Here is an 18,520-nt window from a genome sequence, read left to right as displayed (position 1 = left end):
ACGCCACATTGCCGGCATCGACGATTTCTTTGCCGACTCCTACAGTCACATTCCGCTGGCACTACAAGGTCGGTCCGGCCTTCCAGTCCGAGCACCCTGCCGAATTGCAGGCTCGCACCGAGAACGTCTTGGTTCCGACTCCGGTGAAGTCGAAATAGGTGTTGGGCCCGGAGTAGTGCGTCGTGGTGCTCCTCAGTTCGTAGTACGTAGCGCCCGCCGAATCGGCCCACCAGAGGCTGTATTCCTTCATTCGCGAATCTATGAACTCAGCGTATCCGCTCACGCTCGCGGGCATTGGCGGAGGCACGATGACGCTGACGGTAGCCACACCACTCCACGGTCCGCAGCCGGACGGATTGCAGCCTCGCGCGTGGTAGCCAAAATTCGCGGTTCCCTTGCCGCTGAAGGCGCGGCTGGTGTTTGCATCGTTTTGGACCAGAGTCCAGCCACCACCGTTGACCTGCTCTTCCAGCTGGTAAACGCTCGCCGAAGCAACGCTCGTCCAGCTCACGGCGTAACTGCCGGTCGTGCTGCTGGCCGGCACACTGAGAGAAGGCGTCGCGCTCGGCGGCAGCAGCACCGTCGTGATCGCCGTGCCCGAGTACGCCCCACAGCCTGCGCCGTTGCATGCACGAACACGATAAGCGTAGCTGCCGTTAACCTTCCCTGTTGGCGCGGTGCTGGTCGCAGCGGTGTTCTGGATCTGGTTCCACGTCCCTCCGTTGGCGCTTTCGTCCAGCTGATAGCTGGTCGAACCATCCACCGACGTCCAGCTCACCGTGAAGGTGCCAGTAGCGCTGCTGCCTGGTGCCGACAACGACGGGGCGGCGGCGGGCGGGTAGATCACCTGCACCGTACCCGTCGCGGAGTAGCCGCTGCAGCCGGCCGGATTGCATGCCTTGATGCGATACCCGTAGCTGCCCACGGCTCTGCCGCTGAACGCGGTGCTCTGCGCGCCCCCGTTGTACGCCGCGGTCCATCCACCACCATTGAAGCTTTCTTCCAGGGCGTAGCTCGTGGCCCCTGCCACAGTGCCCCAACTCACGGCATATGCGCCATTGATGCCCGTAGCCGGGACGGTGAGGCTGGGCGGCCCGGCGGGCGGGAGCTGAACGCTCACAGTCGACGCGGCGCTCCATGCACTGCAGCCCGTGGCATTGCATGCACGCGCCTGGTATCCGTAACTGCCCGTCGCCCGTCCAGCCACCGCCTGGCTGAGGCCTGCTCCGACGTAGAGGGTCTGCCAGGCACCGCCACTCGCAGCTTCCTGGACTTCATACGAGGTCGTGCCCGGGACTACACTCCACTGCACCGTATAGCTGCCGCTGGTGCTGTAGCTCGGCGCAGTAATCACTGGCACGCTCGGCGAGACCCCATTGCTGACCCTCGCCACCAAGCTGCCGTTGAGCGTAATGAAGTCGTACGACTTGGCTTCGCGTTGATTCTGCTGATGGCGCAGCACGCCGCCCTGATCGTAGACCGACATGATGTCGCCCGTGGTCGGTTGTCGCGCCAGGACGCGTCGTCCGTAGCCGTCGTAGCGGTATGTCTCGCGACCGACCACTTCACGCAGGCGATTGTCATAGTCGAATTTGTGGACCAGACCATTCTTGTTGCCGAGGTTGCCCTGGTCGTCGTAACCGAGTCCGACCACGGTGCTGCCACTGCAGTTGGTGGTCTTGACGTTGGTCAGCTGCCAACGGGTGGTGTCGTAGCAATAGAAGTGATCACGTCCTGGCGCCACGACGTGCGTCAGGTTGTCGAGCACGTCGTAGTTGTACGAAGCGATGCCGAACATGGGCGACACGCTCGATGTCAGTCGATCCAGACCGTCGTACGTCATGTCGCGATTGCCGCGGTTGGTCGGCAACGCGTCGCTGATCGCCGCCACGTTGCCATTGGCGTCGTAGTCGTAGCCGTCATCCAGCACTACGGTGCTTCCGTAACTGTCGATGCTGCGATCGGGCAACCCGCGAACATTCTGCGTCAGGCTGTGTACAAGGCCGTTGCCGTAGGTGAACTGCGCCATTGCGCCATTTGGGTAGTAGCTCGCGCTGGTAGCGTAGCTCCCTGCCTGGGTCGGCTGACCTAATGCATTCGGCGCGTAACTGACCGTAGGACCATTCTGGTACACATGCGTACTCAGATCGCCATTGGCGTTGTAGCCGTAGCCCAGGCTCCACGGCTGCCACCCTGACTGGCTGCTGCTTTCGCTTGTCAGCAAGCGCCGGTGGTTGTAGCTATAGGTATTCACCACTGATGTGGCGCCACCTTCATTCAACGTGGTCGTCTGCGATAGCAGTCCGTCCGGCGTGTAGGTTCTGGACTGATTGCCGTTCAAGTCGGGAAATGACAGACTGGTGACTCGGCGGCGCGCATCGAAGGCGCGCTGCACCCGGCGACCGGAGTTCTGAGCCTCCAGCCGGTTGCAGTCGGTAAGACTGGGCAAGGCCAAGCCAGTCGCCGACCAGATCGGGTTGCCCACTCCGTCGTAGTCCACGACAGTCGCGCCCGCTTCCGGCTCGATCGTCTTGCACAACTGCTGGTACGCGTCGTAGATGTAGTAGCGAGTCAGCGCCACCATCCCCGCTGCATCGCGGCGGGTGATGGATAGCGGCTTGCCGAACACGTCGCGAGAGACGTCGGTGAAAGCGCCCTCCGGAAGCGTGATCGAAAGCGGCCAATCCGCCGTGGGCTGGTCATACGCCAAGTAAGCCACGGTCGTCGCTTTGAGGCGGGGGTTCGTGACACGCGTCTGTAGCCCCGGCAGATATTCGGTTGTGGTGACCAGAGGACCGAGTTCCGAGGCCTGGTCCATTCGCGTCACGCGGCTCAAAGCGTCGTATTGGGTGGTGGCTCCCGACAGCGTGTCGCCGTACGTTCCAATGCTTGCCAGGGGGGAGGACTCGAAGACCTGACGTCCCAGGGTGTCGTAGCGCCTAACCGTGATGCTACGCGTCGCCGATGGGTTGGCTGCGTCATAGCGCTCTTGGACCAGCGGCCGCCGCAGTGCATCGAAGTACGCTACTTCGCGAGCGTTGCCGACGCTGATCGTTCGCTTCCAGTGTCCCGCCGCGATGCCGTATTCGCTGCTGCCGATCGCTCCGAGCGCGAATGTGGTACTTGCCCACGTCGAAGTATCGCAGACATCCTGCTGCGCCTCGGACGGATAAGTGATGCTCGCCAGGCGCCCCATAGCGTCGTAGCCATAGCAGGTCTTGTAGTGGTTCTCGTCGGTAACCGAAGCGATGGTGCCATCATCGTTCACCACCGCCGATTTGACCGCACCGCTGGGCGATTCGGGAGTTGGCGGAAACTGGATCGTCTGGGGGATGCCACGCTTCCAAGCCGACAGTGTGATTAAGTTGTTGTTGCCATCAGTGACAGTGGCGAGCGTGCCGTCGGCGTTGTGCGCGAAGGTGTGCTGCAACTTGCCGAAGGCGTAACCACGCAGCGGAAGGGCCGTGGTCGGATCGTAGTCCGTCTGCGAAACCACGATGCCATTGGGAAATGCTGTCGGCTTGCATGCTGTCGGCTCGACGCAGGTGACCGACCTGACCTGACCGATGACCCACTTAGTGAGGTCATCGTAGTAGGACATATCCTCGGTCAAGCTCGCACCCGTCGAGTTCGACCGGGTCACCCGCAGTGGCCTGGCAAAGCTGTCGTAACTCAATGCCTGCCAGGAGAATGCAGTGCCGTCTACCGTCGTGACCCGCGACCTGAGCGCGCTGCGCTCCAACCCGCTGCGATCTCCTGCCATGGGAGGCGGGTAGCCAATGTCGAAATTCGCGAACTGTGCGTACTCGTAGCTGTACGCCGTGCTGCTCACCAATGCGCCCGACGCCGCGTACACCTCTTCGCTCAACAGGTCGCCTTCCGTCGATCCCTGTCTGTTGCTGAAAGTACTTCTGACGTAAGAGCCGTCAGGATTCGTGATCTGCGTTGTGCGGGTGCTGACACAACCGGCCGAACAGTGCACAGCGAAGCTGTCGTTTGCGGGCCCTGGGGTGTAGGTCCAGCTGGCCTGCGTCAGGCCTGGGCCCGTAATGGTCTTGGTGGTCAGCGCGATGTCATCGACAACCTTGACGACCCCCTGTCCGGGCTGGGACCCGAATCCACATTGGCTAGCCACGTACGATATGCCTCGGCGATTGGGCGCAAATGCGAATGCGCCCCTTGCACCGCTTGGCAAATCAATCGTGATGGTCGCTTGACCGGTCACCGTAGCCGATGGCGCCGTAGCGCATGTGTACAGATTGAATGCGCTCGGCACCTTTCCGAACCCACCGGAGATGCTCATGTTCCAGATGGAACCATCAGGATAGATGACGCGCCGGAGCTCGTCGGAGTACTGCCAAGTCCGTGTACCGTCGCTGATCGTCGCGAGGCTGCCATCGGTGAGGTAGCCGAAGGTGACACGCCGACCATCGTTCGAGGTGATCTCCGAGATCCGATTTTCAGCGGTGTACGTGTAGTTGAGGGCGTTGCCGAACCTGTCCTCTGCCTTGGACGGATAGATGTACCACTCGGCACGATCAATTTCGGTGGTCGATGTTCCGAACGTATCCGGCTTATCTACATCGGTGACGTTCTGATGTTTGATCACCCGATCGAAGTAGTACTTGACCCCGTCCGGCGAGAACGCGAGGAAACCTTCGCCAGGAACCCCATTGCTGGTCTGCGGAAGACAACTGAACACCCAGTTCTGGTTCGTGGACCACTCATAGCTGGCTGGAATCAAAGGGCCTGCTTCCAGCATGAGCTGCTTGGTCTTGCCGGGAATCACCAGATGATTGCCGTGCCAGTACTCGTTCGATTCGAATGAGGTGTTGGTGCGCGATCCGTCCACCTCGGGCGGAGCCTTCGAAAGTGCGGAGCAGCGATTAACGTTCGGTTTGGTGTAATCGGTGTCGGATTGCGCGACCCAGCCGGTTGATCCGGATTCGTTAGCGAACACGCCTTCGAGTCTTGGAATGCTAAGCGTTACCGCGCCGAAAACCGCGTAACCGGGTCGAAAGCCAGTGTCGTAGGCTTCGATGGATCGCCCGATCGAGATATCCAGCCCGTTGTTGCCGCGAATTGAGAGGTCTTCGACATAGAACTCGACTCGCCCGCTGTACGGGTCGATCGTTTCTCCGAAGGCATCGACCCCAAGGCTCTGCACTTCCTGAGATCTACTAATCCCAGCCGAGTAGTCCTCATAGAGTGTGTCGGCGCTGGCGGATGTCGCCGCGACAGCCATGATCGCCAAAGCTAGCGTCCTGCTAATCCCCATTTTTGCCCCCTGTCACGTCCCGGTGAGACTTGCGCCCAAGCGTCTCGTCATGCGGAATCCGAGTCTCTACCAGGTTTCTGGCGAAAACTCGGCAAAGGCGCGCCTTGGCCAATCTGGTCAAGCATCACTACCGAACAGCCGTCCAAACAACGTGCAAACGCCCTGCGGACCCTACTGCCTGGTTTCCTTTCAGCCCATTGCAGGCTGAACTCCCACACCCTGCGGCATCCGCCGCGACCTTGGGCGCCTTTATACGCGCAATCCCGCGGAAAATGTCAACCCCCCCGTTTTTCCCGCCGCCTCTTTGGCTAGACCCACCTTCGCGAATTTTTCAGAACTCGACTGACGATCAGTCAATCGACCTCAAGGCTCGCCTTATTTCGGCCCACAAGCGGCGATTACATCGGGCTTCGACCCTCCATCACAAGACCCGAAAAACTCGATGTCCTGTGCGTGTACTACAGTGACGTGACGCCCCGCGACCAACGCGCACCACTCCCCTGAGCACCCCAGCGCGAGTCCGCCGACCGCCGTTGTGCTTCCCCGCAGGTGAGCGACGACGAGACTCGCATCGCCGGAGGTGCGCGCATCGAGAATGGCCGACAGGTCGATCTGCGCCTGTCTCTCGCCAGATTTCGCTGCGAAGACGATTGCGCCGGAGATCAGAAGCACAACGAGCAAGAACCCAAGAAAGGCGCTGTTGAGCCACTGGATAAACCACATCAAGGATTGGGCAAGCTTGACGTTCCAGCCCAACTGCCTCGATCGCAGCTTCCGTACTTGAGACGCGACCTTCTCAGCCAACCAGTACAGCCATGCACGAATCGCCTTCTGGGCCAACGCCAGCGCAGCCGCAACGAGAATCAGGCCGGCAACGACAATCAACCAGCTTCCTAGCGGCCCGAAGGGCAACCAAGCTACTAGCCGAATCAAGCCGAGGGCGAGCGCCACAAACCCCGCGTAAACGTAATCTTCAAATGACGCCCCCATGACACCAGCAGGAACACGCATCGCATGCCAGTACGCTTCCTGATGCACACGCCCCACAAAGTACAACGCGGGTACGAGAGCTGCCGTCAAAGGCAACACCTGCGTGATCATGAGCCACAGCCATTTGCGCCCCCTCTCCGCCAAAAGATCCCAGTCGCCTACCCGATTAGGCTCGCGCTCAAGATTCATCGTCATCCCGCTGGCTCCCCTTCGCCTTCTTCAGCTTCACCTCGAGCGGGGAAAGTTTCGCAGCGTCTACGGCGAAACCGCTCCTCATCACGTGGTGAACCGCCGCCCTGAAGTTAGAAAGGAACTCATTAACAGCTTCAGGATTGCCTTCTATCCAATGAGCCCACGGGTTGTAAGGCTTCGCGCCGGCCCCTACGAGTCTCGCGATCTCAGGGCTCTTGTAGAACCGCTTGAAGACCTCGCGCGGCTTCTCAGCCCCGGTGTAGGCGTCAAGCTGCACTCGCACATCGCCATGACTCCCATCCATAGCAAACTCCCGAATCACTTCCGCAGCAGCATTAGTGAAGACATCGCGAGTGAAATGGAGTTCGTTCTGCCAAAATTTATCGCCGGCAGGAAGATTCCAAAGATGCTGAAAGATCAACTGGTCGGGCGGCAGGGCCCCGGGCAAGATGACCACCGTCTTCAATCCCTTCCCCGCAACCTTCGCAACTTGGTCCGCGTCCAAGCAAATAACGCTTTTCTCGGCGAACTCGGGGACACGCTTCTGAATCAGATGCATGTAGTTTGAGCTACCGAGGGCCACCTCAGCCATTGGCTTGATGAACCTCTTTATAGGCTGCCTCCTGAGTAGCGCAGCAAAGAAGTCCGCAGCCTCTTGATCTTCGAAATAGACGTTGGGTGTTGGCAGCGTTACGCCCGACGGGGCGGTGACTGTCCTCGTGTTGATATCAGCGCTGATTCGCGCCCACGACCAGTCCTGCATCACCTGGACATCGCCAAAAGTGTTGCTCAGATAAATTGTCTTGTAGTTCTTCTTGAACTTCTGGCTTTGCTCGAACGCATGTTCGATCAACACTGGAGAATGCGAAGTCATTACGACTTGCAGATTGAGGTTTCGACACTCTCTGTCGAGAATTTTCAGAAGATTTACTTGCGCGGTTGGGAAAAGCCCAGCGTCCGCTTCGTCAATCAGCAGCAGACCGCCCTTGTAGTTTTCATACTCGGCCTTCAGCTTCCTGAAGGACATCAGGGCAAGGATAATCTGGCCCGCGTTATCCTCCCCGGCCGAGACGGACTCTTGATCGTAGTTTTCGCCGTGCGCGACAGCGGAGCTAATGGTCCCCCCCGTTCCTGTCGCCAGCGACGAGCTGCGGTTGAGGAGTTCGTTCGTGAGGCCAATGAATGCCTGCTTGTGGGCCTCCAAATACTCGAAATCGATGACCTTGTAGTCGCGATCTGCGATCGGAAAAAGGCGTCTCAAACTGAGATGGATGACCGGGTGAGTGAAATTCCTGCTTGTATTGCTGTTACCGCCTGCGGTGCTGTTGTTTCGAACTACCGGCCTGGGCGATCCGCCGCGACGCATCAGTTCAAGCTTGGCAGTTGCAGGCTTTTCTGTGTAACCATCAACCAGGTCAATGCTGACCAGCATTGACCCAGGAACATCGAACTTGTCGGAAATTCTGAAATGCTCGCTGTACTTGGACTTGAATAGTCCGCCCGCTACCTGACGGTAGGAAAGCGAACTTCCGTCAACATAGTCCTTCTCGAAGCTGAAGATCTGTGCTGCGATGCCAAGGATCGAAGACTTCGAGGTTCCGTTCTTCCCGCAAACTACCGTGATGTGCTCGCCGAACTCGACCTCAACGTCGTTCAGCGCACGGAATTTTTCGATCACCAGTTTCTTCAGTTGCGTCTTCGGCATGGTATCCCTCCCCTAGGGCAGCTCTCCGCCTTACACCGGCGCGGGCGCCGGCGGGCCGAAAGGCTGCCGCCTCGCTAAGGATTCTAGGATAGCTGGGGTGATTCCCAAACTATGGATACTTCTCGCGAATAGCGCACAGCCCAATGCAGCAGCGTTGATCGGTCCTACGGTGGCCGGGTCATGCCAGTGCTTGCTAGGCGACGGTCGACACCCGCTAGTCCGCGTGCGGATTCAAATGACGCGCGGAGCGAGCCTCATCGAGGACTTCCTGCATCGCCTCGGCGGCTGTGAGTTCGCCCGCGACAACGCGTCGTAGCAACTGCTTATCCGCCGAAGTTACCTTGAAGCCTTCCATCTCAACCGAAGCGATTGCCATGTCCATAGCAGTGGCAGCGGATATCTGGCTCATCGTGCACCGTCTGGGGAGGCTGTGTCGATACATTATATAATGTCACGTCTACATATAATGTCACGTCTACGCAGTCGCGGCGCGATCCTCGTCATTGCCCTATTCGGATCGGCTTGGCTTCCCACCCCTTCCGCGGGTCGCGGTACTTGGTCGCTTCGCGCACGGATGCCGCCTTTGACGCCTCCATCTGCTGTTGGGCGGCCATGTAGGTGCCGCTGGCCTGCATCTGCGCCACCATCAGTTCGCGGAGCTGCTGAAGCTGGGTGATCTGAGCCAAGGCGATCTGGTTACCGGCGTCCACAGCGGCTTTCTGACCGTCGGCCGATGTAACTGCGGCACGCAGCGACTCCAAGGCTTCTTCCTCGCTCATTGCCGCGCGCACTTGCAGGTTGGCCACGCGCAGCGCTCCCAACACGGAATCGCGAGACGTATCGCTCCACTCGCGATAGTTCTCGCTGTAGTTCGTCGTCGTCTGGTAGCCAGGGAACCGTGCTTTGAAGGCCTCGTCGTAGTTGCTCGCGGTCACTGCAAGCGACTTGCCTTCGCCAATAACGCGATCAAGTCGGCTAAGTGCTTCGATGGCCGTGCCCAGGTCGCGCACGTCGAGGCTTTTAGTGTTGCGCAGCATGTTGTCGTACTGCTGCAGCTGCGCTTGGATCTGACGGACCTCGTTGACGTTGCTCTGCACAGCCCGAAGCTGCGTCAGATAGTTCTGCACGTAGTTGGTCGGGTCGAACACGGCCCACTGCGCCGCTGCCGACGGCGTGTAGGTGATGCCGGTGCCCGTAGTAGCAACCGCGAGGGCTAAAGCAATGCTCTTATGAATCTTCATGGTGATGGACCTGTTTTAGTCGTCGATGTCGAGGCGGATGGAGACGGCACTAGCCGGCGGCGGGTCGGGCGGAAGCTGAGGCGGCGCGATTCTGCTGCCCCAATTCGGGTTGCTGGTATCGGGCTGACGGAATTCCGGGCCACCGTCGTCGTTCGGTGTGGCCGATCGCTGCCCCTTCAGCCGCCTCACGCCGTCATCGGGCCCGCTGCCGGGGTCGCTCGCATTGGCGGAAACCGACGTGTCTGCCTTCGTCTCGCGTACCTGTTGAGCTTGTCCTTGCAGGTTGTTCGCAGCACGGGTACCTATGTTCTCGACATTACGGCCCCGGCTGTCAGTCGCATTGACCGATGGCGGCGCTAGGCCAAGCCGTGCCTTCGCTGCCTGCCCGGCTTCCAATGCGGTTGCGCCAACGGCGTGGCCCAATCCCTTGACCGCAGCACCAATGCCGGACGCTCCGCTTTCCTTTGCAAGCGAAACGCCGCTCGTCGCCGCCTGCATCGCGCCCTGCGTAGCCGCAGCAATAGTCGATCCACCGCCGGCTGCCACAGCTGCGCCCATTGCCGCCGCGCCACCTGCCGTGACCGCCGGCGCGAGCGCATCGTTCGCCCCCAGCGATACCGCACCATTGACCAGACTGCCAGCCACTTTCGGAATCGACCACGCCAGCGCGGCGAAAACCGCAGAGCCGACGAACAGCTGCAACACCTGACGCAGTACGGCATCCGGGGTGGTGCCCAGCGTGAGCGAGGCTGGCCAGCTGGTAACGAGCTGCATGCCAAATCCGATTACGACGTTGAGCATGAACAACTGCGTGCCCGCACCGATCATGTAGCTGAGGTAATTCTTGGGAATGTCCCGAGTAAAGGAGATGCCGCCAAAGCCCAGCAGCAGCACTCCGCCGTACATCACCATGTAAAGCTCGATCACTCGGACCAGATACAGAATTCCCACGACTGCGAAGCACGCCAGGATGCCCATGCCGGCGAGAGCGAGCGGTAAGCCGAAAGCGGCTGTGTCGCCCCACCCCATTGCGCCTATCGCATCAAAGGTTCGGAAGCACGCATCGAACCCGAGCACGACAATGCCGGAAGCCGACAGTTCACCTAGCCCGGTGACAGCCGCGCCGCCCTGGATGAAGTAGCCGATAAACTGCAGAAGCAGCTGCGGGCCATGAGTGACTACCATCATGAAGAATCCGAGCTTAAGGATCTCCATCGCAAAGCGCGTTACCAGCGTGGTGAGATTGCCCTCGCCGTTCATCAACTGCTTGACGAAGAACATGGCGATGCTGATGAACGCCAACAGGCCAAAGAGCCGGTACGCGAACGGCTCTAGTACCGCCTGCGTCGCCTTTGCCTGCTGCATATAGAACGCGGCAATGTCGTCGAACATGCCCATGCTCGGCGCGATCTGTTGCGCAGCTGCCGCCGCCGAGAAGAACAGGACAACTACAGCCAAACCGCCTGCAAGCATCGACATGCGGGCACGACCTTGCGCCGCCCGTACCGGGGGCATGTGCTTAACGGGCTTCATGGGTCGTGTCCTTCTCGTCGTTGGCCTTCACTTCACCGCTGAGAATGTCGATTCCCATAGGCGTCACTCCTTTGCGCGGATCGCGGTATTTCGTCGCCCGGCGAATGCTTGCCCGCACTTCCTCCGGCAACTTGGCCTGCCGGTCGCTGGCCAGCGTGGCGCGCTGTGGTTCGGGCGTCGCTTCCTGGCTGCAGCCGCTCGTAGCCAGCAGCGAGGCCACCACAAGGCCCAGCACTCCGTAGCGTTGCCATTCGGTGCTGACCAAGCACCCAACGGTGACAATCAGGACAGCAGCGAGGAACGCGAAGTGGAAGAAGCCCAGCAGCACGCCGCCCAGCACCGCCAGTGGCGCGATGACGCTGCAGACGAAAGCGAAGCGATCACGCTTGCTGGGGAATTGGGCCATCCAGCCCGCCCAGCGCGAGCGGCCGATGACGCGGAACTCCGCGTCGATAATGTCGATCTGGTGAGATGAAATACGGCGCATAGCCATAGCTCCTGAACAGGAAGGGTCTTGGGAAAGCCATCGAAGGCCGGAACGGCGGCGATGGTGTCTCGATGGAACCTCATATGGCGGCCCATCCCTTGGGTAGCCGTATGGAAGGCTCGGCCTCTAGGCCGGCGGCGGAGCATCGCGGCTGACCATTGCCTGCGATCTTCAGCTTGGATCTGAGTGCGGTGCCGCTAGGAGCACTCCTTGCAACCATGCAGCGTGAAATTTGCCTCTCAGGCAGCTTGCACCTCGGCGGGGTTTTGCCGCCGCCATTGCCGGAAGCGGTTATGTTCATCGAGCGAGGCTATTACCAAGCCTTCGGCTAGTTCGCTGGTTGACCCACATGCCAGGTCAACGTCGCCGACATACTGCCTATAGAGCTCAAGCAGGGCGATCGTGGATGCATTCGTGAGGGTAATGGTGACTGCCATGCTTCTCCTTGCCATATCTGAAAGCTCCGATGGTTCTCCACGAAGACCCTCTCGCTTGTCGCCTCCATTTGCGGCAGCCGCAAAGGTCGACGTCGGCGTGAGTGGTTCGCAGGCTTTAGTGCTCCTCAAGGAGCACGGCTAAGGCACGCACCATTTGCGGCTGCCGCAAAGGTCGGCGGCCCGCTTCGTCACCGCCGCAAAGGTCGACGTCCCCAATTCTTGGCTGAATCATTTGCGGCAGCCGCAAATGGCTGCTGGCGTGCCTCGGTTCGATCTGCCTCCGATGACTTGCGGCAGCCGCAAAGGTCCGACTCATTCATCCGTAGCCTCGTCTTGGTCATGTCCTTCAAAGACCGCAGCTAGCCGCTCGATGAGACCAGTGTCACCCTGCAAGGTGGCGATGAAGTTGCGCACGTACTTCTCGTGCCGCTCGTCAGCCGCGGCGGCGGACGCCCTGACGGCTTCACGCGGTATGGGAGGCGTATGCAGAAGGAAGAGCCGGACAAAGGTGTCGAGCATGGCGATGACCATCTGAGTGTCATTCCGTGCCAAACGCGTGTCGCGTCCGACGCGATTAAGTGTGGCCACTAAGCGCGCTTCAAGGCGATCCATCTGCTCTCCTCGAGCTTCGTCATCCAAGTAGGCGCGGAAGGCATCACGCTGCCACGCAGCAAGGGTGATGCCGCGTCGTTTGGCTGCCTCGGTCATTCTGGCCACGAGGTGGTCTGGGACACGGACGGGCGGAATTGACGGCACGGAACGCTCCGATGTGCGCGATGCGTTTGCGATGCGCTGTGTGGCGCTGCGCGATGCATGCAAAAGCCATTGATAGCAAGCGATGACGAGCGATGAATGATCGCGACGCATCGCACCTTTTATGTTCCACTAAGCTGGAACAGGCCCGGCGACCTTTGCGGCTGCCGCAAGTCCGGCCCCCACTCTGAGACCTTTGTGGCTGCCGCAAGTCCGGCCCCCACTCTGTGACCTTTGTGGCTGCCGCAAGTCCCGTCCCGACTCTGAGACCTTTGCGGCTGCCGCAAGTCCCGTCCCGACTCTGAGGCCTCTGCGGCCGCCACAAGTCCCGGCTGCCGCAAATCCCGGTTCGGCGCTGCGACCTTTGCGGCTGCCGCAAGCGCTGGTTCCGAAGCAGCGACCTTTGCGGCTGCCGCAAGTCCTTTTCGAGACCACCTATCTTTGCGACTGCCGCAAATCCGTTCCCAGGCCGCGGCCTTTGCGGCTGCCGCAAGCTCTCTTGGGCCGCCCCTTGTGGCCGTCGTACGTTCGAGCGGTGACGCTCCTCTGAGCAGACCGCTAACGTGACACCGGCACATGCGGCTCCCTCACAACATCACGGACTGCTTTCTGCATGGCCCTAATTCGCTGCTGCGTAGCGGGATCTGCCATCTGCGCTGCAACTTTGGCGCGAAGCGCAAGCTCCTCAGCACGTCGCTGCTCTCGCACGCGCTCTTCGGTCAGCCTCTTCTTCCGTCGTTCCATCACAGCAATACCGGCCTTCGGCGTGAACCCGCCGCCCCTAGCGTTCTTCGCAATGCCCTTCCCATACTTGATGGGGCATTCCTTGACCTGCCCAAGCTCAATGCACCCGGCCAGTTCGTCAGCAACCTGTTGCGCAAGGTCAAGGGAGAGGTCGCGAAAGTTGATCTCCAAGGCGTGCTTCTGAAGTTCTGTCACGCAAGGCTCCCACTCAATCAAGGACGAACGTTGTTGTTCTTTAGATTGAACTACTTGCTGTAATCGCTCCGGGACTTCCTCACTCCGGGTTTCCCGGATTGAGGCTTGTGTCGTTCCCGCCAGAGTCTGGAAACACGGATTCTGGACACGTGGAACGTAGCTCGCGCGGCTCTCTTGCGCCGATGGTGGCGGGACATTCCAGTTGATGGTCCATACAACCTCAGTGAAGCGACCGTCCCCACCCCTTCGTCTGCGGATTGCCACATAGCCCAGGCGCTTTGCCTCGCGCAGAGCTGCATACGTCGCATCTTTCCCATCGAGCGACTGATTGATCAGTGCCTTCATGTTCAATCTGTAGCTACTGTGGTGCGACATGAGGATGGCAACGAAGCACTTCGCGCGCATAGACATGTCGGGGCGGCGCAAGAGCGTCAGGCAGACCGTCGCCGTTCGAGGAGCTCCAGATTGCTCGACGGTGAAGACTGAGTCGCTCACCTCTGACCGCCCCCATCGGTCGCCATGCCCACTACCGAGCTTGCCTCAGCGATTGCGAGCAACTTCGCGAGGCTGGCACGCTTGAAGTACGCGCGACGGCCGACAGTTACGCGAGCCTCACGTAGCAGAAGGTCCATAGGCGTCTTTGGCTTAGATACGGCGATCCTTATGGCTCCGCTCGATCGACCGAAGATCGAACTGAGGTGATCGTAAGTTAGTAGGACCGGAAGCCCTTCGAGTTGCTTAACCCACTCACGCTCTAGCCGAGGGTCGACAGTAATTTCTATTGCGATTCGTTCCATCACTGTTTACCGTCGTGTTCCTAAGGAGCACTAACCGTAAACGGTGATGTTTGATGCTAATGGCTCAGGATGGGACAAGTTCGACTCGAACCATCAAGGTAATGGACGCACTCGATGAGCTTCGCACCGAGCTCTCTGCCGCTCGGAATCTACCGACAGAAATTCTGGCTGCGGCGTTCACCCTCACCGACTGGATAGCCGGCCACCCCAATGGCATCCGACGAAGATCTATCTCCGCGTTGTCGCGCGACCTGCTTTCTGAGCCGCTATCTACTGCGCTTCTTGGTTATGCAGACCGAGACCTAGTCGAGCGCGCTTCGACTCTTAACGCCAGGGCGATCGCTGATGTGCGCGCGCAGATCAGCGACGCGCGGCAGTTCCTGCCCGACCTGCCGTTCGCGGCATCTCACCTCGACGGAATATGCGACGCATTGGTGTCGTTATCACGTTTCTTTGGGCAGGTCGTGCAAGTCAGACGAGCTGGCGGCGGACTCGTAAACGAGCGTCAGGGCGGTGCCGAGGTGGCGAGAACCCGCACGCTCCTATGTGGCAGCGAGTATTGCGATTACTGCCATCGCCCGTCTCAGCTTTATGCGTACGTGCATACGAAAGTCCTCAACGCCGGCTTAACTTGCGTCTCGGGTCCATGTTTCACAAGCGCGGCCAGTGAGGTGCGGGAGCTACCCTTACACCTCAGTCGCAGATTCTGCGATGCCCACGCGGGTGGTAGCACGAATCGCTGGTCGAAGGCGTGCTCCCGCAATCGGGTGGACGCAAGAAGCGCACTCTTGTCGTACAGAAGCACCTTGAAGCGCGAGGGGTTGTTCCGACCCCACTCTGAACGAATTCAACGTTACGTCGCAGAAATGCTGGCGTCACGGAGGCTCACTGAGATCGAGATCCCTAGGCTGCGAGCCGGCTACCGACACACAGCCCCTATTACGCAACGGCTGATCAATGATGTGTTCGCGCCCTTGGGCCTTCCTCAGGATTGGCTAGCTGTTAGCGAGGACCTATGCGAGATCTCGGCATCACCTGACGGCCTTTTCTCCCGCACATCTGTGGATGGCGGAGCGTTCTTTGAAGTTTCCCCTGATGAGCTGCAGCGTCGAGGCTGGAGAATGGCGTTTGAGCGATGCCTATCGACACTCAAGTCGTACATTCATTCGCGGTCCGCTGAGGCTTGGCTCACGGCCCCCGACCCACATCCCGATCCCGAGTCGCCGTTTCGGGAGCTGCCAGTTGCTGATCTTTCGATTGTTCGTACTCGAACGAGCCACTCTGCCAGAGACATTGCGCTAGCGGGCACCGGGCCCAGAAACCCGTCAGATCCTTTGCTGCGGATCAGCTTCGTTTCCCCAGTATGGCTGTCCCGAGTGAGCCTGCTTGGGCCCGAACTGTCCCGCGGCGGGCCATACCTGTCATGTGGATCGCCATAGCCTAGCGGCAACTACTCGGAGCTAGGCAGTGATGGGCTCAGCAGACTTTTCGACCTTCTGGATTCTGTTCGGGCAGCATGGGCCGACTATGACGCTCGACCAGCTTCGGGCCGAGTTCTTCCCAAGCACGACCCTCAAAACCATGCGTAACAAACTCGCTGCTCGCCAATTGCCGACGCGCACCGGCGAAGTGTTCGACACCCGGGACGTAGCCGACTGGTGGGATGGACAGCGAAAGAGAGTCGGCTGACCATGGCCTCCCGGTCGACCATTCCGTACACTGATCAAGATTCGACGAGGACCGCGCGCGACCAATGGCTTTTGCGACTCCATTGAGGTATCCGGGGGGGAAGGGCCGTCTCGGGCCCTGGCTTGCCGAATTGATGAGAGCCAATGGCATCAGTGGTGGCACTTACGTCGAGCCATACGCTGGCGGGGCCGGTGCTGCAATCTACCTTCTCACGCAAGGATTCGTGGACCGCATCGTCATAAATGATGCAGACCCCGCGATTCATGCGTTTTGGTGGGCCGTCCTCAATGACACTGATCGCTTCCTAAAGAAGCTCGATCGATGCAGTGTCACGTTGGCGGCACGTGAGCGCCACAAGAGCATCATTGCTGCTCCGAAGCAACATGAAAAGCTCGACGTTGGCTTTGCCGCGTTCTTCCTGAACCGCACGAATCGCTCCGGGATCCTGCAGGGCGGCGTCATTGGCGGCAAGGAACAAGCTGGCACCTATAAGATCGATGCGCGATTTAATCGCGAGGACATGGCGGATCGCATCAGCAAGATCGGCAAGCTCCGAGACCATATCGAACTTCATGGGCTTGATGCGATGAAGCTTCTGTCGAAGATTCAGAAAACACTTCCGAAGAAGAGCTTGATCTACTTCGATCCGCCCTACTACATCAAGGGCTCGCAGCTGTACCGGAACTTCTACACGCCTGGCGATCACAAGGAAATCGCAGAGAACGTCACCTCACTGCGCACGCCATGGTTGGTGACGTATGACAACTGCGATGAAATTCGGACCCTGTACCAAGGCACCCCCACACTTACGTTTTCGCTGTACTACAGCACTCACCTTTCTCGAGACACTGCGACTGAGGTGATGTTCTACGACAATCTCGACATGAAGATTGCCCCGTACCTGCGACGTTAAGCGCTCCAACACGCCGCCAGATAGGGCTCGATTTCATCCCAAAGTGTGTTGAGTGAGCGGAACTCAGGGTGAGCGTTCACGTCATGCATGTAGTTGTTGAGCGTGTTGTACTGCAGCATCCCCTGAGCCTCTGTCGTTCGCTGCAGCACTTGGTCTCGCAAGCCCTCAGAGATCTTCCCGGCGCTGTGAAGGTGGCGAGCAACGGCCGCAATCTTCTTATGGGTGCCGTCGCGAGCGGGCACGTCGGGATGACGCCGGTAGTACTCCGCTGTACTCAACTCCACCAGCATTCGGAAAAGTGCAGCAACGGCCAGCGGCGTATCTTTCGGGCTCAGCTTCCCGAGCTCGACAACGATGTTGTACGCCTTGACGTTCGAACTTGGGATTGAGAAGCCCAGTGAGCGACCACGGAACAATTTGCTCCGATCCCATGTCGGTTTGCGCGGCGTCCCCGGCCTTGGACTTGGCTTCGGATCTCCCGGTGGGCCACCGGGCGACGTCGATGGCGTGTCGCCCGTTCCGCCAGCTTTTGGCGCACTGCCAGAGGCAGTCCGGTTCCCACGACTGGGTGACGGCATAGCACTGCCGCTAGACGACGAATACGGGGCCCCCGCTCGCGGCGGCGGGGGCATGCCGACCACAGCCCGCACCTCTGAAATGTAGTCAGCCTGCAACTTCTCGTTGAAGACCCTGTCGACACTATAGGTGCCGGTCTTCTTACTGAAGTCGGTGTTGATCTTGGAAACGACGGCAATGCCGGTTTCGACACCATGCAGCGGCACCAAATGACCATCTTTGTAGCCGAAGCCGATGGCTGTCAGGTTGTCCTTGCTAAGGAAACGGGTGATCGTAGTGATTGGGAAGTCATCGTCTACCTCGACTCCGTGCTCTTCACCCCAAAGGAACAGGTGGGCTGCCCGCTGGTTCGGCTCAGATTGCTCATGCGACGTCATGAAGAGGGTGCGAAGAAAGGCAGACCAATCGAGTTGGCCAACGCCTCCCAACGCACCACTATGCCGCTTCACGACTTCGGCAACCAATGCGTCGTGACTGGTGGAGGACAAGCAATCGACGCGTGCTGGGATCGCCTGCGAGTGCTTCTGATGGATAGCCTCAAAGCGCCGACGCAAGGAAGCCGCAGGACAAAGGCTTGGGTCATTCAACAGCTTCAGCGCAGTGACACGACGATTTCCGTCCCAGACGATGAAGCGGCGCTTATCGGTGGGCTCAACCAGGATGGGCGTCGTAGAAAGGCCGTTCTCGGCGATGTCACCGGCAAGCGCGATAAGTTGATCAGGCTTCCGGAGAATGCGCGCAATGCAGTCGGCTTGATCGGCACCTGACCGGATCCGCGCGTTGTGAGTATCGAGCAACAAGTTTTCAACCGGCACCTGACGAGCCGTCGCGAAGAACTCCCGAGTCACACCAACTCCCCCTTCGGCCACATCCTCGGCCTGACGCCACGCTAACGCAAAGCTGAACTGACGCAAGTTGCGGCACGGGCTGGCGCACCAATAGCGCACCATGACACCGTAGCTTATTGTTTTTACGAGGTTAACGTCCAGT

The 18,520-nt window shown here is 59.7% G+C and carries 13 protein-coding genes; 2 read left to right on the top strand and 11 right to left on the bottom strand.

Annotation, left to right across the window (positions count from 1 at the left end):
* Window positions 1–61: 61 nt before the first annotated feature.
* From LA521A_RS02950 to LA521A_RS02905, 10 genes are all read right to left on the bottom strand, one after another.
* Window positions 62–5,254, bottom strand: coding sequence for an RHS repeat domain-containing protein (locus tag LA521A_RS02950; protein ID WP_281780897.1), 5,193 nt, complete (start codon window positions 5,252–5,254; stop codon window positions 62–64).
* 399 nt (window positions 5,255–5,653) lie between these two features.
* Complete coding sequence (locus LA521A_RS02945) at window positions 5,654–6,463, bottom strand: hypothetical protein (RefSeq protein ID WP_281780896.1); 810 nt, start codon at window positions 6,461–6,463, stop codon at window positions 5,654–5,656.
* Entirely contained in the window at window positions 6,447–8,165 is a 1,719-nt protein-coding gene (locus LA521A_RS02940) for an AAA family ATPase (protein WP_281780895.1), read from the bottom strand. Before LA521A_RS02940 ends, LA521A_RS02945 begins: the two co-directional genes overlap by 17 nt.
* Before the next feature lie 214 nt (window positions 8,166–8,379).
* Window positions 8,380–8,574 (bottom strand): antitoxin VbhA family protein, encoded by a 195-nt coding sequence (locus LA521A_RS02935; RefSeq protein ID WP_281780894.1) that lies wholly within the window; start codon window positions 8,572–8,574, stop codon window positions 8,380–8,382.
* Window positions 8,575–8,665: 91 nt separating this feature from the next.
* Window positions 8,666–9,406 (bottom strand): P-type conjugative transfer protein TrbJ, encoded by a 741-nt coding sequence (gene trbJ / locus LA521A_RS02930; protein WP_281780893.1) that lies wholly within the window; start codon window positions 9,404–9,406, stop codon window positions 8,666–8,668.
* A 15-nt stretch (window positions 9,407–9,421) separates the two neighbouring features.
* The gene (trbL, locus tag LA521A_RS02925) at window positions 9,422–10,939 is read right to left on the bottom strand and encodes a P-type conjugative transfer protein TrbL (protein WP_281780892.1); all 1,518 of its coding nucleotides are present in this window, start codon (window positions 10,937–10,939) and stop codon (window positions 9,422–9,424) included.
* Window positions 10,926–11,426, bottom strand: coding sequence for a hypothetical protein (locus LA521A_RS02920; protein WP_281780891.1), 501 nt, complete (start codon window positions 11,424–11,426; stop codon window positions 10,926–10,928). Before LA521A_RS02920 ends, trbL begins: the two co-directional genes overlap by 14 nt.
* 239 nt (window positions 11,427–11,665) lie before the next feature.
* Window positions 11,666–11,863: a hypothetical protein gene (locus LA521A_RS02915; RefSeq protein ID WP_281780890.1), complete on the bottom strand. Its 198-nt coding sequence runs from the start codon at window positions 11,861–11,863 to the stop codon at window positions 11,666–11,668.
* 312 nt (window positions 11,864–12,175) lie between these two features.
* A complete protein-coding gene (locus LA521A_RS02910; RefSeq protein WP_281780889.1) occupies window positions 12,176–12,571 on the bottom strand; it encodes a hypothetical protein in 396 nt (131 codons plus the stop codon).
* 603 nt (window positions 12,572–13,174) lie between these two features.
* Window positions 13,175–13,900: a hypothetical protein gene (locus tag LA521A_RS02905; RefSeq protein ID WP_281780888.1), complete on the bottom strand. Its 726-nt coding sequence runs from the start codon at window positions 13,898–13,900 to the stop codon at window positions 13,175–13,177.
* A gap of 1,922 nt (window positions 13,901–15,822) precedes the next feature.
* Between LA521A_RS02905 and LA521A_RS02900 the strand changes: the two genes are divergently transcribed.
* Window positions 15,823–16,041, top strand: a complete 219-nt coding sequence (locus LA521A_RS02900) for a hypothetical protein (RefSeq protein WP_281780887.1) — start codon at window positions 15,823–15,825, stop codon at window positions 16,039–16,041.
* A gap of 64 nt (window positions 16,042–16,105) precedes the next feature.
* Window positions 16,106–16,954, top strand: coding sequence for a DNA adenine methylase (locus LA521A_RS02895; RefSeq protein ID WP_281780886.1), 849 nt, complete (start codon window positions 16,106–16,108; stop codon window positions 16,952–16,954).
* Here the strand turns inward: LA521A_RS02895 and LA521A_RS02890 are convergent.
* The gene (locus tag LA521A_RS02890; RefSeq protein ID WP_281780885.1) at window positions 16,951–18,444 is read right to left on the bottom strand and encodes a ParB N-terminal domain-containing protein; all 1,494 of its coding nucleotides are present in this window, start codon (window positions 18,442–18,444) and stop codon (window positions 16,951–16,953) included. The genes LA521A_RS02895 and LA521A_RS02890 overlap by 4 nt on opposite strands.
* Window positions 18,445–18,520: the final 76 nt, after the last annotated feature.

Origin of the sequence: Lysobacter auxotrophicus, from assembly GCF_027924565.1 — a bacterium.
Taxonomy (GTDB): domain Bacteria; phylum Pseudomonadota; class Gammaproteobacteria; order Xanthomonadales; family Xanthomonadaceae; genus Lysobacter_J; species Lysobacter_J auxotrophicus.
The sequence above is the reverse complement of the archived record's forward strand: the minus strand, read 5'-3'. Positions and strand labels throughout refer to the sequence as shown.

What these genes read in the sequence shown, in the direction of transcription:
- LA521A_RS02935 (WP_281780894.1), bottom strand. Translation starts at nt 8,574, where the DNA reads ATGAGCCAGATATCCGCTGCCACTGCTATGGACATGGCAATCGCTTCG.
- LA521A_RS02910 (WP_281780889.1), bottom strand. Translation starts at nt 12,571, where the DNA reads ATGACCGAGGCAGCCAAACGACGCGGCATCACCCTTGCTGCGTGGCAG.
- LA521A_RS02915 (WP_281780890.1), bottom strand. Translation starts at nt 11,863, where the DNA reads ATGGCAGTCACCATTACCCTCACGAATGCATCCACGATCGCCCTGCTT.
- LA521A_RS02905 (WP_281780888.1), bottom strand. Translation starts at nt 13,900, where the DNA reads ATGAAGGCACTGATCAATCAGTCGCTCGATGGGAAAGATGCGACGTAT.
- LA521A_RS02900 (WP_281780887.1), top strand. Translation starts at nt 15,823, where the DNA reads ATGGGCTCAGCAGACTTTTCGACCTTCTGGATTCTGTTCGGGCAGCAT.
- LA521A_RS02945 (WP_281780896.1), bottom strand. Translation starts at nt 6,463, where the DNA reads ATGACGATGAATCTTGAGCGCGAGCCTAATCGGGTAGGCGACTGGGAT.
- trbL (WP_281780892.1), bottom strand. Translation starts at nt 10,939, where the DNA reads ATGAAGCCCGTTAAGCACATGCCCCCGGTACGGGCGGCGCAAGGTCGT.
- LA521A_RS02920 (WP_281780891.1), bottom strand. Translation starts at nt 11,426, where the DNA reads ATGCGCCGTATTTCATCTCACCAGATCGACATTATCGACGCGGAGTTC.
- LA521A_RS02940 (WP_281780895.1), bottom strand. Translation starts at nt 8,165, where the DNA reads ATGCCGAAGACGCAACTGAAGAAACTGGTGATCGAAAAATTCCGTGCG.
- trbJ (WP_281780893.1), bottom strand. Translation starts at nt 9,406, where the DNA reads ATGAAGATTCATAAGAGCATTGCTTTAGCCCTCGCGGTTGCTACTACG.
- LA521A_RS02895 (WP_281780886.1), top strand. Translation starts at nt 16,106, where the DNA reads ATGGCTTTTGCGACTCCATTGAGGTATCCGGGGGGGAAGGGCCGTCTC.